Annotated in this window: 22 protein-coding genes; 7 read left to right on the plus strand and 15 right to left on the minus strand. The window is 40.2% G+C overall.

The window, feature by feature from the left end:
* Positions 1-24 precede the first annotated feature (24 nt).
* The 12 genes from ftsA to mraZ are packed head-to-tail and all read right to left on the minus strand — an operon-like array spanning position 25 to position 13,537.
* The gene (ftsA, locus tag KO513_RS00320; RefSeq protein WP_215911802.1) at positions 25-1,368 is read right to left on the minus strand and encodes a cell division protein FtsA; all 1,344 of its coding nucleotides are present in this window, start codon (positions 1,366-1,368) and stop codon (positions 25-27) included.
* A 3-nt stretch (positions 1,369-1,371) separates the two neighbouring features.
* Positions 1,372-2,091 (minus strand): cell division protein FtsQ/DivIB, encoded by a 720-nt coding sequence (locus KO513_RS00325; protein ID WP_215911803.1) that lies wholly within the window; start codon positions 2,089-2,091, stop codon positions 1,372-1,374.
* Positions 2,081-3,433 (minus strand): UDP-N-acetylmuramate--L-alanine ligase, encoded by a 1,353-nt coding sequence (gene murC, locus KO513_RS00330; protein ID WP_215911804.1) that lies wholly within the window; start codon positions 3,431-3,433, stop codon positions 2,081-2,083. Before murC ends, KO513_RS00325 begins: the two co-directional genes overlap by 11 nt.
* Positions 3,434-3,453: 20 nt before the next feature.
* Complete coding sequence (gene murG, locus KO513_RS00335; protein ID WP_215911805.1) at positions 3,454-4,557, minus strand: undecaprenyldiphospho-muramoylpentapeptide beta-N-acetylglucosaminyltransferase; 1,104 nt, start codon at positions 4,555-4,557, stop codon at positions 3,454-3,456.
* The gene (locus KO513_RS00340; protein ID WP_215911806.1) at positions 4,544-5,743 is read right to left on the minus strand and encodes an FtsW/RodA/SpoVE family cell cycle protein; all 1,200 of its coding nucleotides are present in this window, start codon (positions 5,741-5,743) and stop codon (positions 4,544-4,546) included. The genes murG and KO513_RS00340 overlap by 14 nt, the downstream gene beginning before the upstream one ends.
* 12 nt (positions 5,744-5,755) lie before the next feature.
* Positions 5,756-7,090, minus strand: a complete 1,335-nt coding sequence (murD, locus tag KO513_RS00345) for a UDP-N-acetylmuramoyl-L-alanine--D-glutamate ligase (protein ID WP_215911807.1) — start codon at positions 7,088-7,090, stop codon at positions 5,756-5,758.
* Position 7,091: 1 nt separating this feature from the next.
* Positions 7,092-8,312 carry a phospho-N-acetylmuramoyl-pentapeptide-transferase gene (mraY, locus tag KO513_RS00350; protein ID WP_215441245.1) on the minus strand — a complete coding sequence of 407 codons (1,221 nt, stop codon included), beginning with the start codon at positions 8,310-8,312 and terminating at the stop codon, positions 7,092-7,094.
* A gap of 37 nt (positions 8,313-8,349) precedes the next feature.
* On the minus strand, positions 8,350-9,813 hold the full coding sequence (locus KO513_RS00355; protein WP_215911808.1) for a UDP-N-acetylmuramoyl-L-alanyl-D-glutamate--2,6-diaminopimelate ligase: 1,464 nt from the start codon (positions 9,811-9,813) through the stop codon (positions 8,350-8,352).
* Positions 9,810-11,816: a penicillin-binding protein gene (locus KO513_RS00360; RefSeq protein ID WP_215911809.1), complete on the minus strand. Its 2,007-nt coding sequence runs from the start codon at positions 11,814-11,816 to the stop codon at positions 9,810-9,812. The genes KO513_RS00355 and KO513_RS00360 overlap by 4 nt, the downstream gene beginning before the upstream one ends.
* Positions 11,816-12,142 carry an FtsL-like putative cell division protein gene (locus tag KO513_RS00365; RefSeq protein ID WP_215911889.1) on the minus strand — a complete coding sequence of 109 codons (327 nt, stop codon included), beginning with the start codon at positions 12,140-12,142 and terminating at the stop codon, positions 11,816-11,818. Before KO513_RS00365 ends, KO513_RS00360 begins: the two co-directional genes overlap by 1 nt.
* Before the next feature lie 17 nt (positions 12,143-12,159).
* A complete protein-coding gene (gene rsmH, locus KO513_RS00370; RefSeq protein WP_252735635.1) occupies positions 12,160-13,086 on the minus strand; it encodes a 16S rRNA (cytosine(1402)-N(4))-methyltransferase RsmH in 927 nt (308 codons plus the stop codon).
* Entirely contained in the window at positions 13,064-13,537 is a 474-nt protein-coding gene (mraZ, locus tag KO513_RS00375) for a division/cell wall cluster transcriptional repressor MraZ (RefSeq protein WP_215441241.1), read from the minus strand. Before mraZ ends, rsmH begins: the two co-directional genes overlap by 23 nt.
* 255 nt (positions 13,538-13,792) lie before the next feature.
* Here mraZ and KO513_RS00380 point away from each other — a divergent pair, with 255 nt between their 5' ends.
* Complete coding sequence (locus tag KO513_RS00380; RefSeq protein ID WP_215441239.1) at positions 13,793-14,557, plus strand: alpha/beta fold hydrolase; 765 nt, start codon at positions 13,793-13,795, stop codon at positions 14,555-14,557.
* 33 nt (positions 14,558-14,590) lie between these two features.
* Entirely contained in the window at positions 14,591-15,208 is a 618-nt protein-coding gene (gene yihA / locus KO513_RS00385; RefSeq protein WP_215911810.1) for a ribosome biogenesis GTP-binding protein YihA/YsxC, read from the plus strand.
* Here the strand turns inward: yihA and KO513_RS00390 are convergent.
* On the minus strand, positions 15,205-15,585 hold the full coding sequence (locus tag KO513_RS00390; RefSeq protein WP_215441235.1) for a GTPase: 381 nt from the start codon (positions 15,583-15,585) through the stop codon (positions 15,205-15,207). The genes yihA and KO513_RS00390 overlap by 4 nt on opposite strands.
* Before the next feature lie 49 nt (positions 15,586-15,634).
* Between KO513_RS00390 and bla the strand changes: the two genes are divergently transcribed.
* The 3 genes from bla to KO513_RS00405 are packed head-to-tail and all read left to right on the plus strand — an operon-like array spanning position 15,635 to position 18,744.
* Complete coding sequence (gene bla / locus KO513_RS00395; protein ID WP_215911891.1) at positions 15,635-16,375, plus strand: subclass B1 metallo-beta-lactamase; 741 nt, start codon at positions 15,635-15,637, stop codon at positions 16,373-16,375.
* A 25-nt stretch (positions 16,376-16,400) separates the two neighbouring features.
* Entirely contained in the window at positions 16,401-18,026 is a 1,626-nt protein-coding gene (locus KO513_RS00400; protein ID WP_215911811.1) for an alkaline phosphatase D family protein, read from the plus strand.
* 4 nt (positions 18,027-18,030) lie between these two features.
* Positions 18,031-18,744 carry a pirin family protein gene (locus tag KO513_RS00405; RefSeq protein ID WP_215911812.1) on the plus strand — a complete coding sequence of 238 codons (714 nt, stop codon included), beginning with the start codon at positions 18,031-18,033 and terminating at the stop codon, positions 18,742-18,744.
* Between the two features lie 5 nt (positions 18,745-18,749).
* Here the strand turns inward: KO513_RS00405 and gldC are convergent, their stop codons facing one another.
* The gene (gene gldC, locus KO513_RS00410) at positions 18,750-19,085 is read right to left on the minus strand and encodes a gliding motility protein GldC (protein WP_215441230.1); all 336 of its coding nucleotides are present in this window, start codon (positions 19,083-19,085) and stop codon (positions 18,750-18,752) included.
* Position 19,086: 1 nt separating this feature from the next.
* On the minus strand, positions 19,087-20,070 hold the full coding sequence (gene gldB, locus KO513_RS00415) for a gliding motility lipoprotein GldB (RefSeq protein ID WP_441375522.1): 984 nt from the start codon (positions 20,068-20,070) through the stop codon (positions 19,087-19,089).
* Between the two features lie 71 nt (positions 20,071-20,141).
* Between gldB and nadE the strand changes: the two genes are divergently transcribed.
* Together nadE and KO513_RS00425 are read left to right on the plus strand one after the other, a co-directional pair.
* Positions 20,142-20,930, plus strand: a complete 789-nt coding sequence (nadE, locus tag KO513_RS00420; RefSeq protein WP_215911814.1) for an NAD(+) synthase — start codon at positions 20,142-20,144, stop codon at positions 20,928-20,930.
* Positions 20,931-21,099: 169 nt separating this feature from the next.
* Positions 21,100-21,729, plus strand: coding sequence for a response regulator (locus KO513_RS00425; RefSeq protein WP_215441227.1), 630 nt, complete (start codon positions 21,100-21,102; stop codon positions 21,727-21,729).
* Positions 21,730-21,741: the final 12 nt, after the last annotated feature.

Raw genomic sequence — 21,741 nt, forward strand, 5'->3', positions numbered from 1 at the left:
TTACTGGTTAATGTGTGTCATACTTTACTCGGCGTTATCCAAAAAGTCTTTCAACTTCTCGGACCATTTGTCAAATACCGATTTGCGTTCTTTTTGAACTTTTGCCACTGCTTGCGGTTGCTGACGTTCTTCTTCTTCATGGCCTGCCATAACAAGTTCTCCCTCGTCTACAGGCTCCTCTTTAACTTCAACAACCTTACCTTTTTTTTCATTCGCTACGGCATTCATCAATAGACCAACTGCTGTAGCGTATAAAGGACTTGCGATTTCGGCATCCGAATCGCCCGCCAAATGTTCGTTAGGGTACCCAATACGTGTATCCATACCCGTAATGTACTCTACCAATTGCTTTAAATGCTTTAACTGGCTTCCACCACCTGTAAGCACAATACCTGCAATCAGTTTCTTTTTTTGTTCATCATGACCGTAGTTTTTGATCTCGGCATAAACTTGCTCAATAATCTCAACTACACGTGCATGAATAATTTTGGATAGGTTTTTAAGGGTAATCTCTTTAGGCTCCCTACCACGTAAACCGGGTATAGAAACAATCTCATTATCCTTATTTTCTCCTGGCCAAGCGGAACCGAACCTTACCTTTAAAAGTTCTGCTTGTTTTTCAATAATGGAACATCCCTCTTTAATGTCTTCGGTTATTACACCACCACCAAAAGGAATTACCGCCGTATGCCGGATAATACCATCTTTAAAAATGGCCAAATCCGTTGTACCGCCTCCTATATCGATCAATGCCACACCGGCCTCTTTTTCTTCCTTGCTCAATACGGCATCGGAAGAAGCCAAAGGCTCCAATGTAATATTACCTAAATCCAGACCGGCGCTTTTAATACACCTGCCTACATTTTTGATTGAGGAAACCTGTCCTACAACCACATGAAAATTAGCTTCCAAACGGCCACCGTACATACCAATAGGCTCCTTGATCTCTGCCTGCCCGTCCACTTTGTATTCTTGTGGAAGCACATGAATGATCTCTTCGCCCGGAAGCATCACCAATTTGTAAACTTGGTTACACAGCTTATCCAAATCGTCATCATTGATAACTTCTTCAGAATCTGCTCTGGTGATATAATCGCTATGGTGCAGACTTCTTATATGCTGCCCGGCAATACCCACCACAACAGAACCGATTTTAAGACCTGAGTTAAGCTCAGCTTCTTCTACGGCTTGTTGTATGGACTGTATAGTCTGTGTAATATTGTTTACAACACCGCGATGCACACCTAAACTTTTAGATTTGCCGATGCCTAGAACCTCAATCTTACCATACTCGTTTTTCTTACCGATTATGGCTACGATTTTGGTTGTTCCAATGTCCAATCCTACCGAATAATTACCTACTTCCATAACTTAAATTTTGGTGCACACTACTTGATTGTCAAACTCTAAACTAACAACATCATAGTTCTGCAGAGTTTTGTCTTTATTTGCTTTGGCGTAAAATGCCTTGAAATTGCTAAACTTTTCTTTCAACCTTTCTACATCTCCCAAATTGACAATAAACTCTTCGGTTCGAAAGCGAAGCTGGTATTTCTCCTCGCTTACGATATGTATCCCAATGATGTTTTTCTTAAGAAACTCGTCCGTATTGATGTAGGTCAAAACCTTATAGACATCCGCTAAGCCTTCATCCGTTATCCGCCCGGTAATTATAGGTACCCGTGCAGAATAGCTATTTGACAATGGCATTTGCTTTCCGTCCTCGTCAAGATAAAATTTTGAATCCCCTTCTATACGTCCGATTGGTGTGCGTTGAATGATTTTCGACGCTAATTCACCGCTTACTGTAAGATAAACTTGGGCACTTTTTACCATTTTGTTGGCCTCAATGGCCTTCTCCAGGTTATTCAAAGCTAATTTTTCTTTGGGCAAGTTTTCAAGGCTACCGAATTTTTGTATTAACAATTTATTAACCGAGCCTTCGGTGATGAATAAATTTTGATTTTCTACGAATTCAATCGTTATTCCTTTTACATTTCGCTTCGCGCTTCTTTGGTTAGAAAATGCGTAAAGCCCCGTTATTACAACGATTAAAGCCAAAAACTTTATGTAGTTATAATTAATACGCATGTTGCAACTCTTTTGTGATCTTACTAACTTCCAAACCTATATCTCCCGCACCCATGGTAATAAGAACCTGCGGATTTTGTTCTTTTATTTCGTTTATTAATTTGGATTTCTGAATTGTTTTTACTTGAGCTCCCTTCATCTTATCCAACAACCATTCCGAAGTTATTCCTTCAATAGGTTTTTCCCTAGCCGGATAGATATCCAACAACAGAATACTATCAAACTTTGAAAGGCTTTTCGCAAATTCATCTCCAAAATCTCTAGTCCTTGAGAAAAGATGGGGTTGAAAAATAGCCAATGTTCTCTTGTTCGGGTGCATTTCCATTACCGCATCATAAACGGCATCTATTTCTGTGGGATGATGCGCATAATCATCTATAAAAACAAAATCTTCGTTTTTTATTTTATAGGAAAACCGTCTTTGCACCCCTTTAAAGGTTGCCAGTGCACCAACTAATTTATTTGCGGATACACCAGTGCGCAAGGCCATAGCAAAAGCTACCAGTCCGTTTAATAGATTATGTCTTCCCGGTTTACTGAACTTCACATCTATTAAAGTCGCATCCGGAGTTTTCAAATCAAAAATATAGCTTCCATTCTCGATTTTTAGATTGTTAATACAGTAATCCGCATTATCATCTATCCCATATGTAATTCCGGCCAACGGCAACCCTTTTCTCACGAAAAGTGCTCCATCCGGCGCCACTCTGTTGGCAAACTCAACAAACGATTTCTGTAATTCCTCTGGGTTGCCATAAATATCCAAATGATCTGCATCCATAGAGGTTACGCAAGCCACATTAGGAAACAACCTTAAAAAAGACCTATCAAACTCATCTGCTTCCACAACGGAATAATCCGTGCCTTCAAAAACAAAATTACTATTGAAATCTTCGGAAATTCCACCTAAAAAACCTGTAAAACTAACCCCTGTTTCTTTTAGCAAGTGCGCCAAAATACTTGTAGTGGTAGTTTTACCATGTGTACCCGCAACCGCCAAACAGAAGCTGCCTTTGGTTATCAATCCTAAAACTTCTGATCGTTTTTTAATTTCAAAACCATTGTTCTGAAAATATTGATATTCCGTATGCTCAACAGAAACCGCAGGCGTATATACCACAAGGGTATTTTCCTTATTTTTAAATAAATCCGCTACATCATTAATATCATCTTGATAATGGATATCCATATCCAGACCGGAAAGTTCTTCCGTAAGCGGAGTTTGTGTTTTATCATAGCCGGCAACATTCTTTCCTATAAACTTAAAATAACGTGCCAATGCAGACATACCAATGCCTCCAATGCCAATAAAATATACGTTATGTATGCGTTTTAAGTCCATTTCTACCAATCTTCATGCCTCTAGTTACGGGCGGCATTCCCAATTAATTTTTCTATTTCGTCTACAATATCCTTAGTTGCATTAGGCAAGGCCAACCTTTTAATATTTTCGGCCAGACTTACTTGCTTGACTTTATCTTGAAAAAGCTGCGTAAACTCGTTTTCAAATTTCGCGTCCAGCTCACTTTCCTTCAATAAAATAGCCGCATCTTCATTAGCAAGTGCACGTGCATTTTTTGTCTGATGATCCTCTGCCACGTTGGGCGAAGGAATAAATATTACCGGCTTGCCCACAATGCACAGTTCCGATACGGAACCGGCACCAGCACGCGATATAATGATATCGGAAGCAGCGTATGCATAATCCATCCGGTTCATAAAATCCAACACCTTCACCGTTTCCGAGTTGTATTTGGCATACTCATCTATATAAAGTTTACCGCACTGCCATATTAATTGAACACCTATTTTCCCAAAGAAATCAAGGTTAGCCGCTATCAATTGGTTGATGCGTCTTGCACCAAGACTTCCGCCTAAAACCAAGAGTGTAGGCACTCCCGTTTTCAATCCAAAGAAATCCAACGCTCCATTTTTATCAGCTGTCATTTCCACTAAATCGCCACGGACCGGATTCCCGGTCTTTACAATTTTATCCTTTGGAAAAAACCGATCCATCTCATCATAGGCCACACAAATTTTGGCCACTTTATCCTTTAGTAATTTGTTAGTAATACCGGCATACGAATTCTGTTCCTGCAATACACAGGGCACGCCTTTACCAGAAGCCACGCGCAACATAGGACCACTGGCAAAGCCCCCTGTACCAATTACGGCATGGGGCTTGAACTTTCGGACTATTTCACCTGACTTTAACAAACTACTTATTACTTTAAATGGAAACATTAAATTTTTAAGGGTCAGTTTCCGTTGCAACCCGCTAATCCATAATCCTTCAATTTCGTAACCTGCTTGCGGCACCTTCTCCATCTCCATACGGTCCTTTGCACCCACAAATAAAAATTGTGCGTCAGGATGCCTCCTTTTCAATTCGTTGGCAATGGCGATTGCCGGGTAAATATGCCCGCCCGTACCACCACCGGAGAGTATGAATCTATAATTGCCCACTTAGTACTTCTAAAGGATTAGTTTCATCTATATCTGCGGATGATTTTTCCGCATTTGAAATTTTATTACTTACACTTAAAATAATACCAATAGCCAAACAGGTCATCCAACTGCTGGTACCACCACTACTGATCAGCGGTAAGGTTTGCCCTGTTACAGGAAAAAGCTCAACCGCAACGGCCATATTTATCAATGCCTGAAAAACGATAGGAAGCCCCACTCCAAGGGCTACGAGTTTTCCAAAAATAGTACCACTACCATTGGCCACTACCACGATCCGGAATAAAAGGAACATGTAAAAAAACATTAGCGCAAATCCTCCGACAAGTCCATATTCCTCAACAATTATGGCATAAATAAAATCCGAGGAACTCTGTGGCAAAAAGTTCTTCTGAATACTTTTACCTGCACCCTTCCCCACGATACCGCCTGTGGCAATAGCAATCTTGGCCCGTTCAATTTGGTAATCCGCTTCCGTATCTTCTGCATCGGCAAAATTTTCAACCCTACTGATCCAAGTATCTACACGATTAGGAAACAAACCAGGAATTGCCTTGGCAGTTAGTATAAAAAATGCAAGGCTCAACACACTCGCACCTATAATTCCGATAAGATATTTAAGAGGATATCCTCCTAAAAAACACAACAAAAGCACCATAGAAAATATAATGGCCGCAGTTGAAAAGTTTGCCGGTAAAATAAGGGCCACCGTTAGAAAAACAGGAATCCACAAAGGCAAAATGCTCTCCTTAAATTTCACGTCTTTAAGACGGATCTTACTGAGATATCTAGCTACATAAATCATTAACACCACGGCAGCCAGATTAGAGGTCTGAAACGAAATACCCACTAATGGCACACTGATCCATCTACTGGCATTGGCACCTCCTATAGTAGTTCCTTGAGCCAAAGTAAACACTAACAAAACCAATACAATAGGCATGGCAATAAGAGAAAGTCCCTTAAAAAAATGCGAAGGAATACGGTGCACACCATATATAATACCAAAGCCCAATGACAACAACAATGCATGTTTTACCAAATAACCAAAAGTGGTTCCGTTCCCCACAACATACACCAGGTTACTACTGGCACTGTACACCGGCAAAAACGAAAACAAGCCCAAGAGGGCCGCAATGGCCCAAATAGCTTTATCTCCTTTGATATTTTGAAAAAATGCGTTCACTCTATATACTTTTTACAATGCTTTTACAGCTGCTTTAAATTGGTCGCCACGATCTTCATAGTTCTGAAACAAATCAAAACTGGCACATGCGGGAGACAATAAAACCGTATCGCCACGTTCGGCAATTTTATAAGCTACCTTGACAGCTTCTTCCATAGCAAAGGTCTCCACCATCAAATCCACCACGTTACCAAAGGCATCTTTGATTTTTTCGTTATCAAGTCCTAAACAAACTATAGCCTTAACTTTTTCACGCACTAATGGCATCAATTCTTTATAATCATTGCCTTTGTCCTGCCCTCCAACAATCCATACAATAGGTGTTTTAACACTATCCAATGCGTAAAATACAGAGTTTACGTTGGTTGCCTTAGAATCGTTTATATACTGTACGTGATGTATTTTCAATACGTTTTCAAGGCGATGTGGCGCTCCCTGAAAATTAGCGATACTCTCACGGATCGATGCTTTTCTTATCCCTACTAATTTTGCAGCAGTCATTGCCGCCATGCTGTTCTTTAAGTTGTGTTTTCCTTCTAGTGCTAATGTCTCTTTTGTCATTTCCAATGTCTCGTTAGTTGAGTTCAGTATTATGTTATTGTTCTTTAAGTAAGCTCCTTCTTCCAATTCTCGCATAATGGAAAAAGGGAGCAATTTTGATTTAATGGGGTGCTTTTCAAGCCATGCGACAATCACCGGATCATCTGCGTCATATATAAAAAAGTCGTCTTCGGTCTGGTTCTCCGCTATGCGGAATTTTGAAGCGACATAATTTTCAAATTTGTAATCATACCGGTCCAAATGGTCCGGAGTAATATTTGTTAGAATGGCGATATGCGGTTTAAAATCTACAATACCATCCAACTGAAAACTGCTTATTTCCAAAACATAGAAATCAAAATTGTTCTCCGCTACCATTTTGGCATAACTATCACCAATATTCCCCGCCATTCCTACATTTGCACCTCCTTCTTTTAAAAGGTGATTTGCCAACATAGTTGTGGTGGTCTTACCGTTACTTCCGGTAATTCCTATTAAAGTAGCATCTGTATATTTTGATGCAAATTCGATTTCCGAAATAACAGGAATACCTTTTTCCTGCAAGGCCTGAACCAATGGCACCGTATCAGGTATACCCGGACTCTTCATTACCAAATCCGCATTTAGGATTTTCGCTTCGGTGTGCTTTTCAGCTTCCCAATCAATATCAAAATGTTCAAGAACGTTTCTATATTTTTCTTTAATTTTTCCTCTGTCGGACACAAAAACCTCGTATCCCTTTTTCTTTCCCAAAATGGCCGTGCCTACTCCACTTTCGCCTCCACCTAAAATCACCAACCTTTTCATCTTATCTTACTTTCAAGGTAACGATGGTAATAATGGCCAATAGGATACCTACAATCCAAAAACGGGTTACGATCTTACTCTCATGATACCCTTTTACCTGATAATGATGATGAATGGGCGACATAAGAAAAACACGTTTCCCCTCTCCAAATTTCTTTTTGGTATACTTGAAGTAACCCACCTGTATCATAACCGATAAAGACTCGGCAAAAAAGATTCCGCATAAAATGGGAATCAATAATTCCTTTCTAATAATGATGGCGATTACCGCAATGATTCCTCCAATTGTTAAACTACCGGTATCTCCCATAAACACCTGTGCAGGAAAGGCATTGTACCAAAGAAACCCTACCAAAGCCCCTACAAAAGCAGTTATAAAGACCACCAACTCCCCTGAATTGGGTATAAACATGATATCTAAATAATTGGAAAATATGACGTTACCGGATACCCACGCAAAAATGCCGAGCGTAAATACGATAATTGCCGATGTACCCGCTGCTAGCCCATCTATACCATCCGTAAGGTTGGCTCCATTGGAAACCGCAGTTACAATAAGTATTACGATAGGAATGAATATCAACCACGCATAATCCCTAGCACTTTCTCCGGCCCAACCAATAAAATCACTATAATCCAGTTCATTGTTCTTGAAAAAAGGAACCGTAGTCCTTACGGATTGAATTTCCTTCCCCATAACGTCACGTACTTGAAGCTCCTCCGTAATCATAGTGCTAGAGTCTTCTCTCATGGTTACTCCAGGGTGAAAATATAGGGTAGCTCCAACACCAAGCCCTAAAACTACCTGACCCAAAACCTTAAACCTTCCTTTAAGCCCTTCCTTGTCCTTTTTGAACACTTTAATGTAATCATCCGTAAAACCGATGAAACCCATCCAAAGCGTGGTGACAATCAACAAGATGATGTAAATATTATCCAACTTAGCGAACAGAAGAACCGGTATTAAAGTAGACATGATAATGATGAGTCCGCCCATGGTAGGGGTTCCCGCCTTTTGTTTCTGCCCTTCAAGACCAAGGTCTCTTACACTTTCGCCTATTTGCTTCTTTTGAAGAAAAAGAATAACGCGCTTACCATATACCGTAGCGATTATCAATGAAAATAGAATAGCCATAGCTGCTCTAAAGGTGGTGAACTGAAACAAGCTCGCCCCCGGCAACTGGTATTGTTTTTCTAAATATTCGAATAGGTAGTATAGCATCTTTTAAGCTTCTAGTCTTTTTCTTATTTGGTCTTTGTTATTTATCCAAACTTTTGAGAACGTCTTTGACCATTTCAAAATCATCAAAGTGAATACGCTTTCCGTTGGTTTCCTGATAGGTCTCATGACCTTTACCCGCAATGAGGATAATATCTTCGGCATTGGCCAATTGGCACGCCGTTTTTATAGCCTGTTCCCTATTTTCTATGGATAGGATTTTCTTTACGTTCTGTGGCTCCACTCCTTCTTCCATAGCTTCAATTATGGAGGACGGCGACTCACTTCTAGGATTATCCGAAGTAAAAATGGCCTTGTTGCTCATTGCCGAAGCAATATGACCCATTACCGGACGCTTAGATCTGTCTCTATCGCCACCACACCCCACAACGGTGATGACGTTTTCATTTCCAGTTCTCAAAGTGCTGATTGTTTCCAACACATTTTTTAGCGCATCCGGCGTATGGGCATAATCCACTATGGCAGTAATCTTTTTACTAGATATAAAATATTGAAAGCGGCCGTCCACATTGTCCAATTCACTCAGCAACCTTAAGGTTTCCAGAGTTTCCATACCCAACAAATCCGCGGTAGCGAAAATGGCCAACATATTATAGGCATTAAAATGACCTATTAACCTAGACCACAGTTCATGCTCGTTTATTTTTAAGAGCGTACCGTTAAATTGACTCTCCAATACTTGCGCACGATAATCCGCATACGTTCTTAGCGCGTAGGTATATTTTTTTGCTTTCGTATTCTGAAGCATGACAGCCCCATTCTTATCGTCTATATTGGAAACGGCAAAAGCACTTTTTGGCAATTGATCAAACAGTATCTTTTTGGTATCCCTATACTCTGCAAAGGTCTTATGGTAATCTAAATGGTCATGGGAAAGGTTCGTGAAAATAGCCCCTTCAAAGACCAACCCTTGTGTTCTTTTTTGGTGAATTCCGTGCGAACTGACTTCCATAAAACAAAACTCCACACCAGCCTCGTTCATAAGGTACAGGTGCTCATTAATTGTCAAAGCATCCGGAGTGGTATGGCTTGTTGCATAAACCTCATCATCTACCATAATCTTGATAGTTGATAAAAGCCCCACTTTGTATCCCGCTTTTTTAAACAATTGATACAGTAAGCTAGAAATAGTGGTCTTACCATTGGTACCCGTTACCCCAACTAATTTTAAATTCTTTGAGGGATTACCATAAAAGTTAGAAGCCATCATTGCCAAGGCAGTATTGCCGTCCTTTACCTCTACATAGGTAACCCCATCTATGGTTTGCTCTGGTAGCGTCTCACACACAATAGCTTTTGCACCAAGGTCTATAGCCTTAGCTATATACAAATGACCATCTGTTACCGTGCCTTTTATAGCCACAAAAACATCATCCATCTTAACTTTTCTGGAGTCAAAACAGATAGCGTTCACCAAAACATCGGTAGAACCGATTACGTTGGTGAGGCTTGCGCCGAACAATATGTCTTTTAGCAACTTCACGATAATTCTAGTGTAATTTTTTTGATATCCTTAATATCCGCTCCTTGTGAAACGGACTGTCTTTTTACTTTGCCATTGCCCCTTACCTCTACCTCAATCCCTAAATTTTCTAGAATGGAAATAGCATCCATACCGCTCATTCCCTTAACATTAGGCACTTGCTTATAGCTCTTTTGGGCCTCTGCATAATATTTCTGGTACGATTTATCCAATCGTTGGTCTTTCATCTTTTCCATATCTACCTCATCTACCAACGGCGATGTAGCGTACACCTTCTGAGCAACCGATTTAAATACCGGCCCGGAAACATCCGCCCCGTAATACCCCACACTCTTGTCCGGTTCATGAATAACCACTATACAGGAGTATTTTGGGTTTTCCGCCGGAAAGTAGCCTGCAAACGAGGATATGTATTTTAATTTGTCCGGATCCTTGGACACATAGTTTTTCTGTGCCGTACCCGTTTTCCCTGCCATTGAAAAATTAGGTGAATACAGACCGTGACCCGTTCCATATTTTTTCTCCACTACATTCTTTAACAACTGCTGAACTTTAGCCGCCGTTTCTTTAGAACAAACCGATGGATTAATCACCTCTTTATCAAATTTCTGAATGGTAAGATCCCACTCACGCACTTCTTTTATCAACCTAGGCTTTACCATTTCACCATCATTGGCGATAGCGTTATAAAATGTCAACACTTGTAAAGGCGTCATTGAAACCTCATACCCATGGGACATCCAAGCCAACGAAATACCGGACCAACCTTTATCCCCAGGAAATCTAATAACCGGCTCTCCTTCACCCTTTATAGGCAAATCAAGCTTTTTGTTGAGATTCATACTCATAAGACGATTGACGTATTTTTCCGGATCGTTCTTGTAATTGTTATGAATCATTTTTGCAAACGCCGTGTTGGAAGAAACCTCAAAAGCATGGCCTGCAGAAATCTTACCGTAACCGCCCCACTTGGAATCCTTTACAATTCTATCATAGATTTTCCAACGTCCTTTTTCCGTATCCATTACGGTACTGGTATCAATTACCTTATCTTCTAGCGCGGCCACAAGCGACATTAATTTAAAAGTAGACCCAGGCTCACTAGACTCCCCAATAGCATAATTTAAGCGCTCATAATACTTACCGGACTCCGTTCTTCCCAAATTTGAGATAGCCTTTACCTCTCCGGTTTCCGTTTCCATTACAATAACACAACCATGGTCCGCTTTGTAATGCTCCAGCTGCCCCAGCAAAGCGTGATGGGCGATATCTTGAATATTAATATCGATGGTAGACACCAAATCATACCCATCTTTAGGCTCTACGATATTCTCCCACCCTATTGGCTTCCACTGACCTTTGGCAATCTTTTGTTTTAGTCTTTTTCCTTCAACACCTCTCAAATATTCCCCATAGGCCCTTTCCAGCCCCACACCGGAATAGTACCCATCCTCATCTACATTCTCGTACCCAACGCTACGTTCGGCAATCTTACCTAACGGATGCTCCCTTACCGTTTTCTGCTCAATGATCAATCCTCCTTTATACGGACCTTTATTGAACAAAGGAAAATCCTTAACCATTATATATTCTGAATAATCCAGGTTTCTAGCGATAAGTGCATACCTATTTTTATTCACTTTAGCCTTGCGCAATAATTTTTGATAATGCGATGAAGGCTTACCCAACATTTTTGAAAGCGAATTGGACAATGGCACAATATTCTTTCTAAAATCCTCATCGCTTACGGTAACCGCATCAAAACGAATAGTGTAACGCGATACCGAAGTAGCCAACAAACTACCATCATCCGAGTACAGATTACCCCTATTAGGCGCAATAGTGAACATTTTCTCCGTACGCTCCATAGCCAAAGCCTTATACTTCTCCCCTTGCACGAACTGAATGTTCACCAATTTGAAAAGTACTGCTACAGCAAACAGGAACATGAACGCCGTTACAACGTACAACCGGGTCAATATGCTTTTTTCGGTTACAGCCACTATTCTTCCTCTTTGTTTGATATTACCCTAATCTGTTTGGGCGGCACCTGTGAAGGAAACAACCCTTTCTCCGCAACGATCTGCATCACGGTAGATTCCAACTTTAATTGCTGAACATCCGATCGTACATCTACAAATTCATTCCGAAGCTCTTTCACCTCTTCGTTCAAAGCGGCAATTTGATGTACTTTTTTATCCGCACTATGCGAGCTACCGATCATTACCGTAGCCAGAAAAGAAGTGAAAATGATGAACAACCAGTTCTTAGGCGCGTCATCACTCACCAAAAACCTACCTTTAAGTATGTTCAACAATCCTTTTTTCATGTTTTTCTTCTCTCTTTTCAATTTTTAAGATTCACTTTTTCTATGCGCTCCGCAATTCTCAATTTGGCACTTCGCGCACGATTATTCTGTGTTATTTCCTCTTTGGACGGAACAATTAACGGCCCCACTTTTTTAAAAGGAACATCTATATTTCCGTAAAAATCTTTTGGCGCCTCGCCCTGAAACTGCCCTTCTCTAATGAACCGTTTTACCAAACGATCCTCCAATGAGTGATAGCTTATTATACTCAACCTACCTCCTGCATCTAGCAACTCTGGAGTTTGCAACAAAAATTCCTCTATCACAGCAATCTCCTGATTGACCTCAATACGAATAGCCTGATAAATTTGGGCCAATATTTTATGCTCTTTTGCATTGGGCAGAAATGAGCGCAACACCTCTTTTAACCTGTCCGTTGTCTTTATAGGCTCTTCTTCTCGCTTTGCCAAAATGGTCTTTGCCATGGCATTCGCATTTCTTAAATCGCCATACTGAAAAAGAACTTTTCTTAAATCGTCATAATCATATGTATTGACCACATCATAAGCGGACAAAAGATTCCTTTTGCTCATGCGCATATCCAAATCAGCTTCAAAACGGGTAGAAAATCCGCGTTCAGCTTTATCAAACTGATGTGATGAAACACCAAAATCGGCTAAAATTCCATCCACCTTTCTAATGCCATAGAACTTAAGAAACTGCCTTATGAACCTAAAGTTCTCATTGATCAATGTAAACCTTGGGTCCCCTAGCGTATTTGCAAGCGCATCTTCATCTTGATCAAAGGCAAACAATTTACCCTCGCTTCCCAATTGCTTCAATATGTGCTTGGAATGCCCTCCGCCACCAAAAGTGACATCAACATACACGCCGTCTTCCTTTATATTGAGACCGTTTACGGACTCTTCCAATAAAACAGGATTATGATACATAGCTTTCGTCATCTCCGTCATCCCCCATCACCTCTTCTGCCAGTTCGGCAAAATCCTCAGCAGTTTCTTCCAATACTTTCTCATAACTATCCTTGTCCCAAATTTCAATTATGTTGATTGCCGAACTCAAAACCACCTCTTTAGAGATATTGGCAATCTCCACAAGGTTCTTAGGAATTAGCATTCTACCTGTAGCATCGATCTCTATGACCTTTACCCCAGCAGAAAAACGACGGATAAAATCGTTGTTCTTTTTCTTGAAACGGTTTTTCTTGTTCATCTTCTCCATAAGAAGATTCCACTCTTCCATAGGATATAATTCCAAACAAGGCTGAAAAACAGATCTTTTGATGACAAAACTTTGATTTAAAATAGGAGACATCTGATTTTTTAGGGCAACTGGTATCATTACCCTACCTTTGGCATCGGCCTTACAATCGTATGTCCCAATGAAATTTATCACTTAAAAAAGCTGTTTTACAATACTATAACTCAAAACTACAAATTTTATTACCACATTTTACCACTAATTACCACTTTGTTAATAACTAGTGGCTTTTGGGCATAAATTATGGACAATTTAGTGCCCTGAAAAAAGAGCGAATTTTAGTCGTAATCAAAAAATAATGGGCAATTCTCGCTTTATTGGCCTATACTTGTATAATAGTCATTGTAGGATTATGTCTATCTTTGACGAACAGACCAAGAAGTATCTTGAATGGAAGAAAATTTAATTAAGGAAGGAAAATTCCGGTATATAGAGATAGGCGAAGGTACACCTATCATTATTTTACACGGTCTTATGGGAGGGCTTAGCAACTTTCAAGGTGTTACTGAATACTTTCCGAAAAAGGGTTATAAAGTACTTATTCCAGAATTACCTATCTACGATATGCCCATGCTTAAGACGAACGTCAAGCAATTTGCTAAATTCCTAGCCAAATTCATTGAGTTCAAAGAGCTTAAAGATGTTATATTATTAGGAAACTCTCTGGGAGGGCACATAGGCCTACTCCACACCAAGCTGTACCCTAAACTGGTAAAAGCCCTCGTAATTACAGGCAGTTCCGGTTTATATGAAAGTGCCATGGGAGACGGCTATCCAAGACGTGGCGATTATGAATTTATAAAGAAAAAAGCCCAAGACGTTTTTTACGATCCCGCCATTGCCACCAAAGAAATTGTAGACGAGGTATTTGCAACCGTAAACGACCGAAAAAAAATTATAAAAACATTGGCTATCGCCAAAAGTGCCATACGCCATAACATGGCCAATGACCTACCCAAAATGAATACACCAACCTGTATCATTTGGGGCGAGAACGATGGGGTAACCCCACCGGACGTGGCCGATCTTTTTCATGAATTGCTACCTGATTCCGACCTTTATTGGATTGAAAAGTGTGGTCATGCCCCAATGATGGAGCATCCTGATAAATTTAACGAAGTTCTGGACAACTGGTTGACCCAACGTAAATTTTAGCAACCACACTACCCAATTAAATAGTTTCCGAAGGTGAATATTAAAACGGCTAATTTTATAATCAGTAATACTGATGTGGCAAGATGCCCAAAAGAACCCCTACCCGAATATGCTTTTATTGGCCGATCTAATGTGGGGAAGTCTTCTTTGATAAATAGCCTTACCGAAAGAAAAAGTCTTGCAAAGACCTCTGGCCGTCCCGGAAAAACCCAATTGATCAATCATTTTAAAATCAATGAAAATTGGTTCCTTGTAGATTTGCCGGGTTATGGGTACGCCCGTGTTTCAAAAAAGAGTAAAAAGACATTTCAGAAATATATAACCGATTACTTTCTTAAACGAGAGCAACTGGTCTGCGCTTTTGTTTTAGTCGATATTCGTCATGAACCGCAAAAAATTGACATGGAATTCATGGAATGGCTTGGCGAAAACGGCATTCCGTTCTGTATTATTTTCACCAAGGCCGATAAACTGAAGCCTAACGCCATTGAGAAAAATGTTAACAGTTACGTTACCGAATTACTGAACGGTGTTTGGGAAGAAGCCCCAAAGTACTTCATAACCTCATCTTCTAAAGGATATGGCCGTGATGATGTTCTGGACTTTATAGAAAACATAAACATAGATTTTTTCAAAGACAAAAAAATCTAGGCTTCCATCCTCTTTGTAATTAAATCTACGAGCGATTCCGCATTTTCAATCGTATTCATCTCTTCAGTACCCACAAATACTTCCAAATCATTGTTTGTCCGAGCCAGAATAATCGGAAACGTAAACTTGTTACCAAACTTAGAGGCATACTGTTTTTTGTATTCGTCCCTGTGCAGAAACTCCATTTCCATACTTGTAGACTCTCTAAAACCCTTCCAAACTTTGTTCTCCGTAAATACTCCGAACGTTATGTCGCACAGGTTGCAATCATACGTACTAGGGCTTAAGATTTTATGAGCACTATCCAATAGAGAGTTTTTTAAACCTGAATCTGCATTATATATAAAAACGAGTTTTTGAATATCTGAATCTTTCATTAGTGCAAGGTAAAACTATATATTTATGAAACTTAAAGAACAAAACCTCATGAACTACAAATCGCCACTTATAATTTTGCTTTTTTCTGTTCTGCTACTAAGTTGTAAGTCCCAAAACGGAAATAGAACTTACAGCAGCGAAACCCTAAAAATAATTCCTATTTCCCAAAACAGCTACATTCATGTTTCATATCTGCAAACAGAAGATTATGGCAAAGTAGCTTGTAACGGATTAGTTTACATGAACGCCGGCGATGCCGTAGTTTTTGATACACCAATAGACACGGAGACTTCTAACGAACTTATTGATTGGATCACAAAAACGAAGGAACATAAAATTAAAGCAGTGGTCGTAAATCATTTTCACGATGATTGTCTTGGGGGAGTTGACGCCTTTCATCAATTGAACATCCCATCCTATGCCAACAAGAAAACCATTGAACTAGCAAATAAAGAAGGAAACCCGTTGCCACAAATAGGTTTTGACCAGGTAAACGAAATCATCCTAGGAAATAAAAAAATAATCAACCGGCATTTTGGGGAAGCCCACACCAGAGACAATATCGTTAGCTACATTCCAAGTGAACACCTCCTTTTTGGTGGATGCCCCGTTAAATCCTTGAACGCCACAAAAGGATATCTGGGCGATGCCAATACCGATGAATGGAGCGGCACTATCTCTAAAATCAAAACAGCATATCCAGACCTTAAAATCGTCATTCCAGGACATGGAGACCATGGTGGCACGGAGCTGTTGGACTATACCATATCACTTTTCAAAACCAAATAACAACCTTTACAGAACCTTAACGAATATGAAAAAGAGTCTTTTAATCCTGTTTTTAACCTGGTTCTTCACCAATCCTATAGCGGCACAAGAGCTAAAACCTCCTGTAATTGCACCTTTTGACAATGTAGACAAACTATCTACAAACGATTGGTGGAACCGCGATGAAAACCCCATAATCAATCTAAAGGTAAATCGGGATAGTGTAGTTGCTTTTGGCATCTATACCGTTGCCCAACAAACATTGAAACTCAGCGCACAGCTCTACCCTCTTTACCCCAACGAAACACGGGTGGTACGATTGGAAATTAAAGAGAATGGTTCATGGAAAGAGCTTCAGAAGCAAAACGTAAACGATTTAGGGTGGTCCGCTCTTTTTCGTATTGAGGACTGGGACGACACAAAAGACATAAAATATCGTATACGGCATGGTAATAAAGCCACTTATGAGGGATTGATTCGCAAAGACCCAAAAGAGAAAGACGAAATTGTTCTTGCTGCCCTTTCCTGCAACTCTAATCAAGACCGGGGTATGAGAGAAAACTATGTCCGCAACATTAATCATCAAAATCCGGATCTGATATTTTTTGCCGGGGACCAATCCTATGACCATACCGAACATACGGCGGCTTGGTTAAAATTCGGCCTTCAGTTCAAGGAAACTTTCCGCAACCGCCCCGCAATCAGTATTCCGGACGACCATGATATTGGGCAAGGAAATCTTTGGGGAGAAAACGGAAAAATATCACTCGTAAAAGGGTCTAACGATGGTGGTTACACCTATCACCATGAATATGTAAAAATGGTAGAGCGTTGCCAAACGGCACATTTACCAGACCCTTATGACCCCACTCGTATTCAACAAGGAATTGGTGTTTACTATACCAATTTACCTCTTGGCGGTATAGACTTTGCCATTCTGGAAGACCGAAAATTCAAGTCTGGCCCTAATGGAAAAATACCCCAGCAAGGCCCACGACCGGACCATATTAGAAATCCCGACTATGACCCGTCATCTATAGATTTGCCCGAACTTAAATTGTTGGGCGACCGTCAGCTTACATTTTTGGACAACTGGGGAAAAACAAATACAGAGTCACTTAAAGTAGTTTTATCACAAACCGGTTTCTGCGGTGGCGCACATATTCACGGTTCTTTGGATAACAGGCTTCATGCCGATTTGGACAGTAACGGATGGCCGCAGACAGGGAGAAACAAAGCCCTACAACTTATAAAAAACGCCAATGCGGTTCACATTGCCGGAGACCAGCATTTGGCAACCGTAATCAAGCAAGGCATCCATGAATTTGGAGACGGGCCATGGTCCTTTATCGTTCCTGCTATCGTAAACGACTACTATAGTCGTTGGTGGTGGCCAGAAGATGAGAAAGCTGGAGAAAACCCTAATACCAATACATCACTTCCTTGGACGGGCGACTATCTAGACGGATTTAACAATAAAATAAGCATGATGGCCTATGTGAACCCGGAAAGTAATTCCAAGGGAGGTGGTTATGGTCTGGTTCGGTTTAACAAAAAAGATAAAACAACCACATTTGAATGCTGGCCCAGATATGTAGATGTAACGCAGCCAGATGCCCAACAGTTTGAAGGATGGCCCTTTACAATTCCTATGGAATACCCAAAAAATTAAAGACATGAAAAGTACACTTCACAAAGCCAATACCCGAGGCCATGCCAATCATGGCTGGCTCAATAGCTATCACACTTTTAGCTTTGCCAATTACCACAATCCAGACCGTATGAACTTTGGGGTCTTACGTGTCTTAAACGACGATGAAGTTGCTGCGGGAATGGGTTTTGGAACCCATGGCCATAGCAACATGGAAATCATCTCTATTCCACTTGAAGGTGATCTAGAACACAAAGACGATATGGGAAATACCACCATTATTCGCCAAGGAGACATACAGGCTATGAGCGCAGGTTCCGGAATACAACATAGCGAAAAGAACAAAAGCCGAGAGAACAAGGTAAAGTTTCTACAAATCTGGATACTTCCAAATAAGGTTAATGTTACACCACGTTACGATCAGATAACCCTAGCTTCGGGTAGTTTAAGCAATCGCTTGCAGCAAATTGTATCTCCCAACCCCGATGATGACGGTATTTGGATTCATCAAAACGCTTGGTTTCATCTAGGGGAGTTTCACAAAGGAAAAACCCACACCTATACACTGAAAAACACGAACAACGGGGTTTATGTTTTTCTACTTGAAGGTAAATGTACCGCAAACGGCATCGCATTGGAAAAAAGAGATGGACTTGGAATTGAAGCCACCAAGACAATTGACTTTACCTATAGCGAAAATTCAAAAATCCTATTAGTGGAAGTTCCTATGGCCAATTAGAATTTTTATTTTTTCAACTCTAATTTTTCAGCAAAATATTCACAGAAATCTTTCATGGTAGCCGTCATTTTTTCATCTTGGGTAGCCTTCATGAAAGTATCGGACAATGAAACTAAGGTCTGGTGAAAGAATATTTTCATCTCGTCTACAGGCATATCTTTGGTCCAAAGGTCTATTTTGAGCGACTCTTGGTTTTTGCTGTCCCAAACGGACAATAGCATTGCTTTAGCCTTTTCATTGTTTATTCCACCGTCTTGAGCGGACCACGTAAGTTCTTCGGGTACGCGGTTTTCATCTAAACCTACCTTTAATGTTATTTCTGAAGTATGAAGATTTGCCATGTTATTTTTTAGGTTTGTAATTAGATTTTTTAAATATTTCATCTGCCGGTAAGCTCAACATCTGTTGTAACGTTACCTCATTCTTATCCATAAAGGCACGCACGATTTGCCAACCAATATAGCGACCAATACGCCCTGGAGACTCATTATCCAACTCCAACCCAAACTTGGAAAACGGAGCCGGGTCTAAAAAACGTCTCGCCAAGGTATTATCTGTACTGTATAGATATTCACTCTCAATAAAATTCCTCCAAATGGGTTGCTCATTGGCTTCCGACCAAGTCCACTGCTCTTCTGTGAAATTTATCTTTTGAGCATCCGTAGCCAAAGGAAGCAACCTATCCTTTAAATACAGTTCCTTGCCATAGTAGATAAGTTGCGCAAGAAAGCTACGTTCCTGTGGCTTGGGCACCACCTTTTTTGCAAAAGCACTAGCAACGTCCACAGCTAAATACTTCCTATCCAAATCTGCGCTTATATACCTTTGGATATCCCGGTAAAACCTATGTTCTGGCCCCAAATAATTATCTAGACCAATGAGCAGCAAGGTGTCCGTTAAGATAATTCTGTTACTGTAATCCACATCCGAAGTTACGGTCACTACTTTAGGTGCCTCAAACTTTGGAAAATAGTATTTGATATGCTTAAAGAGGAGTTCTAAAGATTGTTCTTCTTCTGAAAAATCCGAAAATGTCTTTTGCACTTCGGACAATAACTCCATCTGTATGGTATCTTTCATTTTGGCCACCCAGACACTATCCGGATACTGTGCGGGAAACAGATATGGGTATTGTTTTTTTAAAACGGGAAGATCCTCTGGTGTTGTTTCCGCAAACTGCGTATCAAACCTATTAACCTGCAAATCAACTTTTATTTTCTGTACATCTTCAGAGACCTTTGGCCCCTCATTACACCCAAAAAAGGCGAATAAAATTATAAAAATGGCAAAAACTGGCATTTGTTTGCAAAGTAATTTCCGATACATTTCAATATTTAACCGCAAGACGTTATTTTTAAGCTCACAAAGTTAGTCGATCTAGACATAATGAACATCCTATGCAGACAGAAAAGGTAGTAGATTATATAGTAAACTGGTTAAAGGAATATGCGGTAAATGCAAACATGAAAGGTTTTGTTATTGGAATATCAGGCGGAATAGACTCTGCAGTGACATCCACGCTCTGCGCTAAAACCGGTCTTGAACTCATGTGTTTGGAAATGCCCATACACCAAGCTGAAAACCAAGTAACCCGAGCATCACGCCATATAGACTGGCTGCAAGCTAATTTTAACAAGGTAAGAAGACAACCGGTAAACCTCACCCCAGTATTTGACAGTCTTGTATCCTCTCTTCCAAAAGTAGATAATGAAGAAGAACGTTTTATGTCATTGGCCAATACAAGAGCCAGATTACGCATGACCACCCTTTACTACTTTGCGGCTCTGGAAGGCTATTTGGTAGCAGGCACAGGAAATAAGGTAGAGGACTTTGGTGTAGGATTTTACACCAAATATGGTGATGGAGGTGTAGATTTGAGCCCCATTGCAGACCTTTTAAAGACTCAAGTATACGAAATAGCCAAATACCTGAATATCAATACAGCTATCCAAAATGCGGCTCCTACAGATGGACTTTGGGGAGACGACAGAACCGATGAAGACCAGATAGGAGCAAGCTACCCTGAGCTAGAATGGGCTATGAAAATGCAAGATGAAGGAAAAAAGGTGAGCGATTTTACTGGCAGAGAGAAGGAAGTATTCTCAATATACACGAAATTTAATTCAGCTAACCAACACAAGATGAATCCGATACCCGTTTGCGAAATTCCTGACGCTCTATTTTAGCGATATATCCGTAAATAAGGTAATCTAATCGAATAAATTCATAAAAGAGGCTAATTTTATGAAAAAAACACCAATTTTGTTTAAGTAATTAGATTTTTAAACCTTACATTGCATGTCAGTATTTTAGACGGGCGAAAGAACGTTTATAATCTAGGTTAAAACTATCAACATGATTAAAGTATTAATTGCAGACAACCATCCCATTATTAGAATGGGTGTGACTAATGTTCTTGAATCTGCTAATGGATTTGAAATAGTGGGTGCGGTATCCACTACTTCTGAGCTCTTCGACAAGTTGGAGAAATCAAATCCTGATGTAGTAATGCTGGAGATGGACATTCCGGAAATTAACGGAATAGCCACGCTGCGAAAAATCAAAAAAGAACACCCGAGTGTAAAAGTATTAATGTATAGCGGTCAATCTGAAGACGTTTATGCACTAAGTACTATTCGCGCAGGTGCCTTTGGATATCTTTCAAAAGCCTCAGACATAGACTACATCATAACAGCAGTTAAAAAAGTAAGCGAAGGCAACATGTTCATTACAAATGAACTTGCACAACGTTTAGCATTTGATGAAGGTACCCAAAAACCCAGAAGGTTCTTTAGAAAACTTTCTACCCGTGAGGTTGAAGTACTTAAATTATTGGCTAGCGGTAAGCGTAACAAAGATGTAGCCATCGGTTTGAACTTAAACGAAAAAACAGTGAGTACCTACAAGGCTCGTTTAATGAAAAAGTTAAACGTAGACAACATGGTAGATCTTTTGCAACAGGCAAAAGCATTGGAACTTTATTAAGAAGTTAACATT

Origin of the sequence: Zobellia sp. B3R18, assembly GCF_018860715.1 — a bacterium.
In the GTDB taxonomy this organism is placed as follows: domain Bacteria; phylum Bacteroidota; class Bacteroidia; order Flavobacteriales; family Flavobacteriaceae; genus Zobellia; species Zobellia russellii.

Coding starts and splice junctions, on each gene's coding strand:
- KO513_RS00425 (WP_215441227.1), top strand. CDS start 21,100: ATGATTAAAGTATTAATTGCAGACAACCATCCCATTATTAGAATGGGT.
- KO513_RS00405 (WP_215911812.1), top strand. CDS start 18,031: ATGAAAAGTACACTTCACAAAGCCAATACCCGAGGCCATGCCAATCAT.
- gldB (WP_441375522.1), bottom strand. CDS start 20,070: ATGTATCGGAAATTACTTTGCAAACAAATGCCAGTTTTTGCCATTTTT.
- murD (WP_215911807.1), bottom strand. CDS start 7,090: ATGAAAAGGTTGGTGATTTTAGGTGGAGGCGAAAGTGGAGTAGGCACG.
- gldC (WP_215441230.1), bottom strand. CDS start 19,085: ATGGCAAATCTTCATACTTCAGAAATAACATTAAAGGTAGGTTTAGAT.
- KO513_RS00390 (WP_215441235.1), bottom strand. CDS start 15,585: ATGAAAGATTCAGATATTCAAAAACTCGTTTTTATATATAATGCAGAT.
- murC (WP_215911804.1), bottom strand. CDS start 3,433: ATGGACTTAAAACGCATACATAACGTATATTTTATTGGCATTGGAGGC.
- KO513_RS00365 (WP_215911889.1), bottom strand. CDS start 12,142: ATGAAAAAAGGATTGTTGAACATACTTAAAGGTAGGTTTTTGGTGAGT.
- nadE (WP_215911814.1), top strand. CDS start 20,142: ATGCAGACAGAAAAGGTAGTAGATTATATAGTAAACTGGTTAAAGGAA.
- KO513_RS00325 (WP_215911803.1), bottom strand. CDS start 2,091: ATGCGTATTAATTATAACTACATAAAGTTTTTGGCTTTAATCGTTGTA.
- bla (WP_215911891.1), top strand. CDS start 15,635: ATGAACTACAAATCGCCACTTATAATTTTGCTTTTTTCTGTTCTGCTA.
- mraY (WP_215441245.1), bottom strand. CDS start 8,312: ATGCTATACTACCTATTCGAATATTTAGAAAAACAATACCAGTTGCCG.
- ftsA (WP_215911802.1), bottom strand. CDS start 1,368: ATGGAAGTAGGTAATTATTCGGTAGGATTGGACATTGGAACAACCAAA.
- KO513_RS00380 (WP_215441239.1), top strand. CDS start 13,793: ATGGAAGAAAATTTAATTAAGGAAGGAAAATTCCGGTATATAGAGATA.
- rsmH (WP_252735635.1), bottom strand. CDS start 13,086: ATGACGAAAGCTATGTATCATAATCCTGTTTTATTGGAAGAGTCCGTA.
- KO513_RS00400 (WP_215911811.1), top strand. CDS start 16,401: ATGAAAAAGAGTCTTTTAATCCTGTTTTTAACCTGGTTCTTCACCAAT.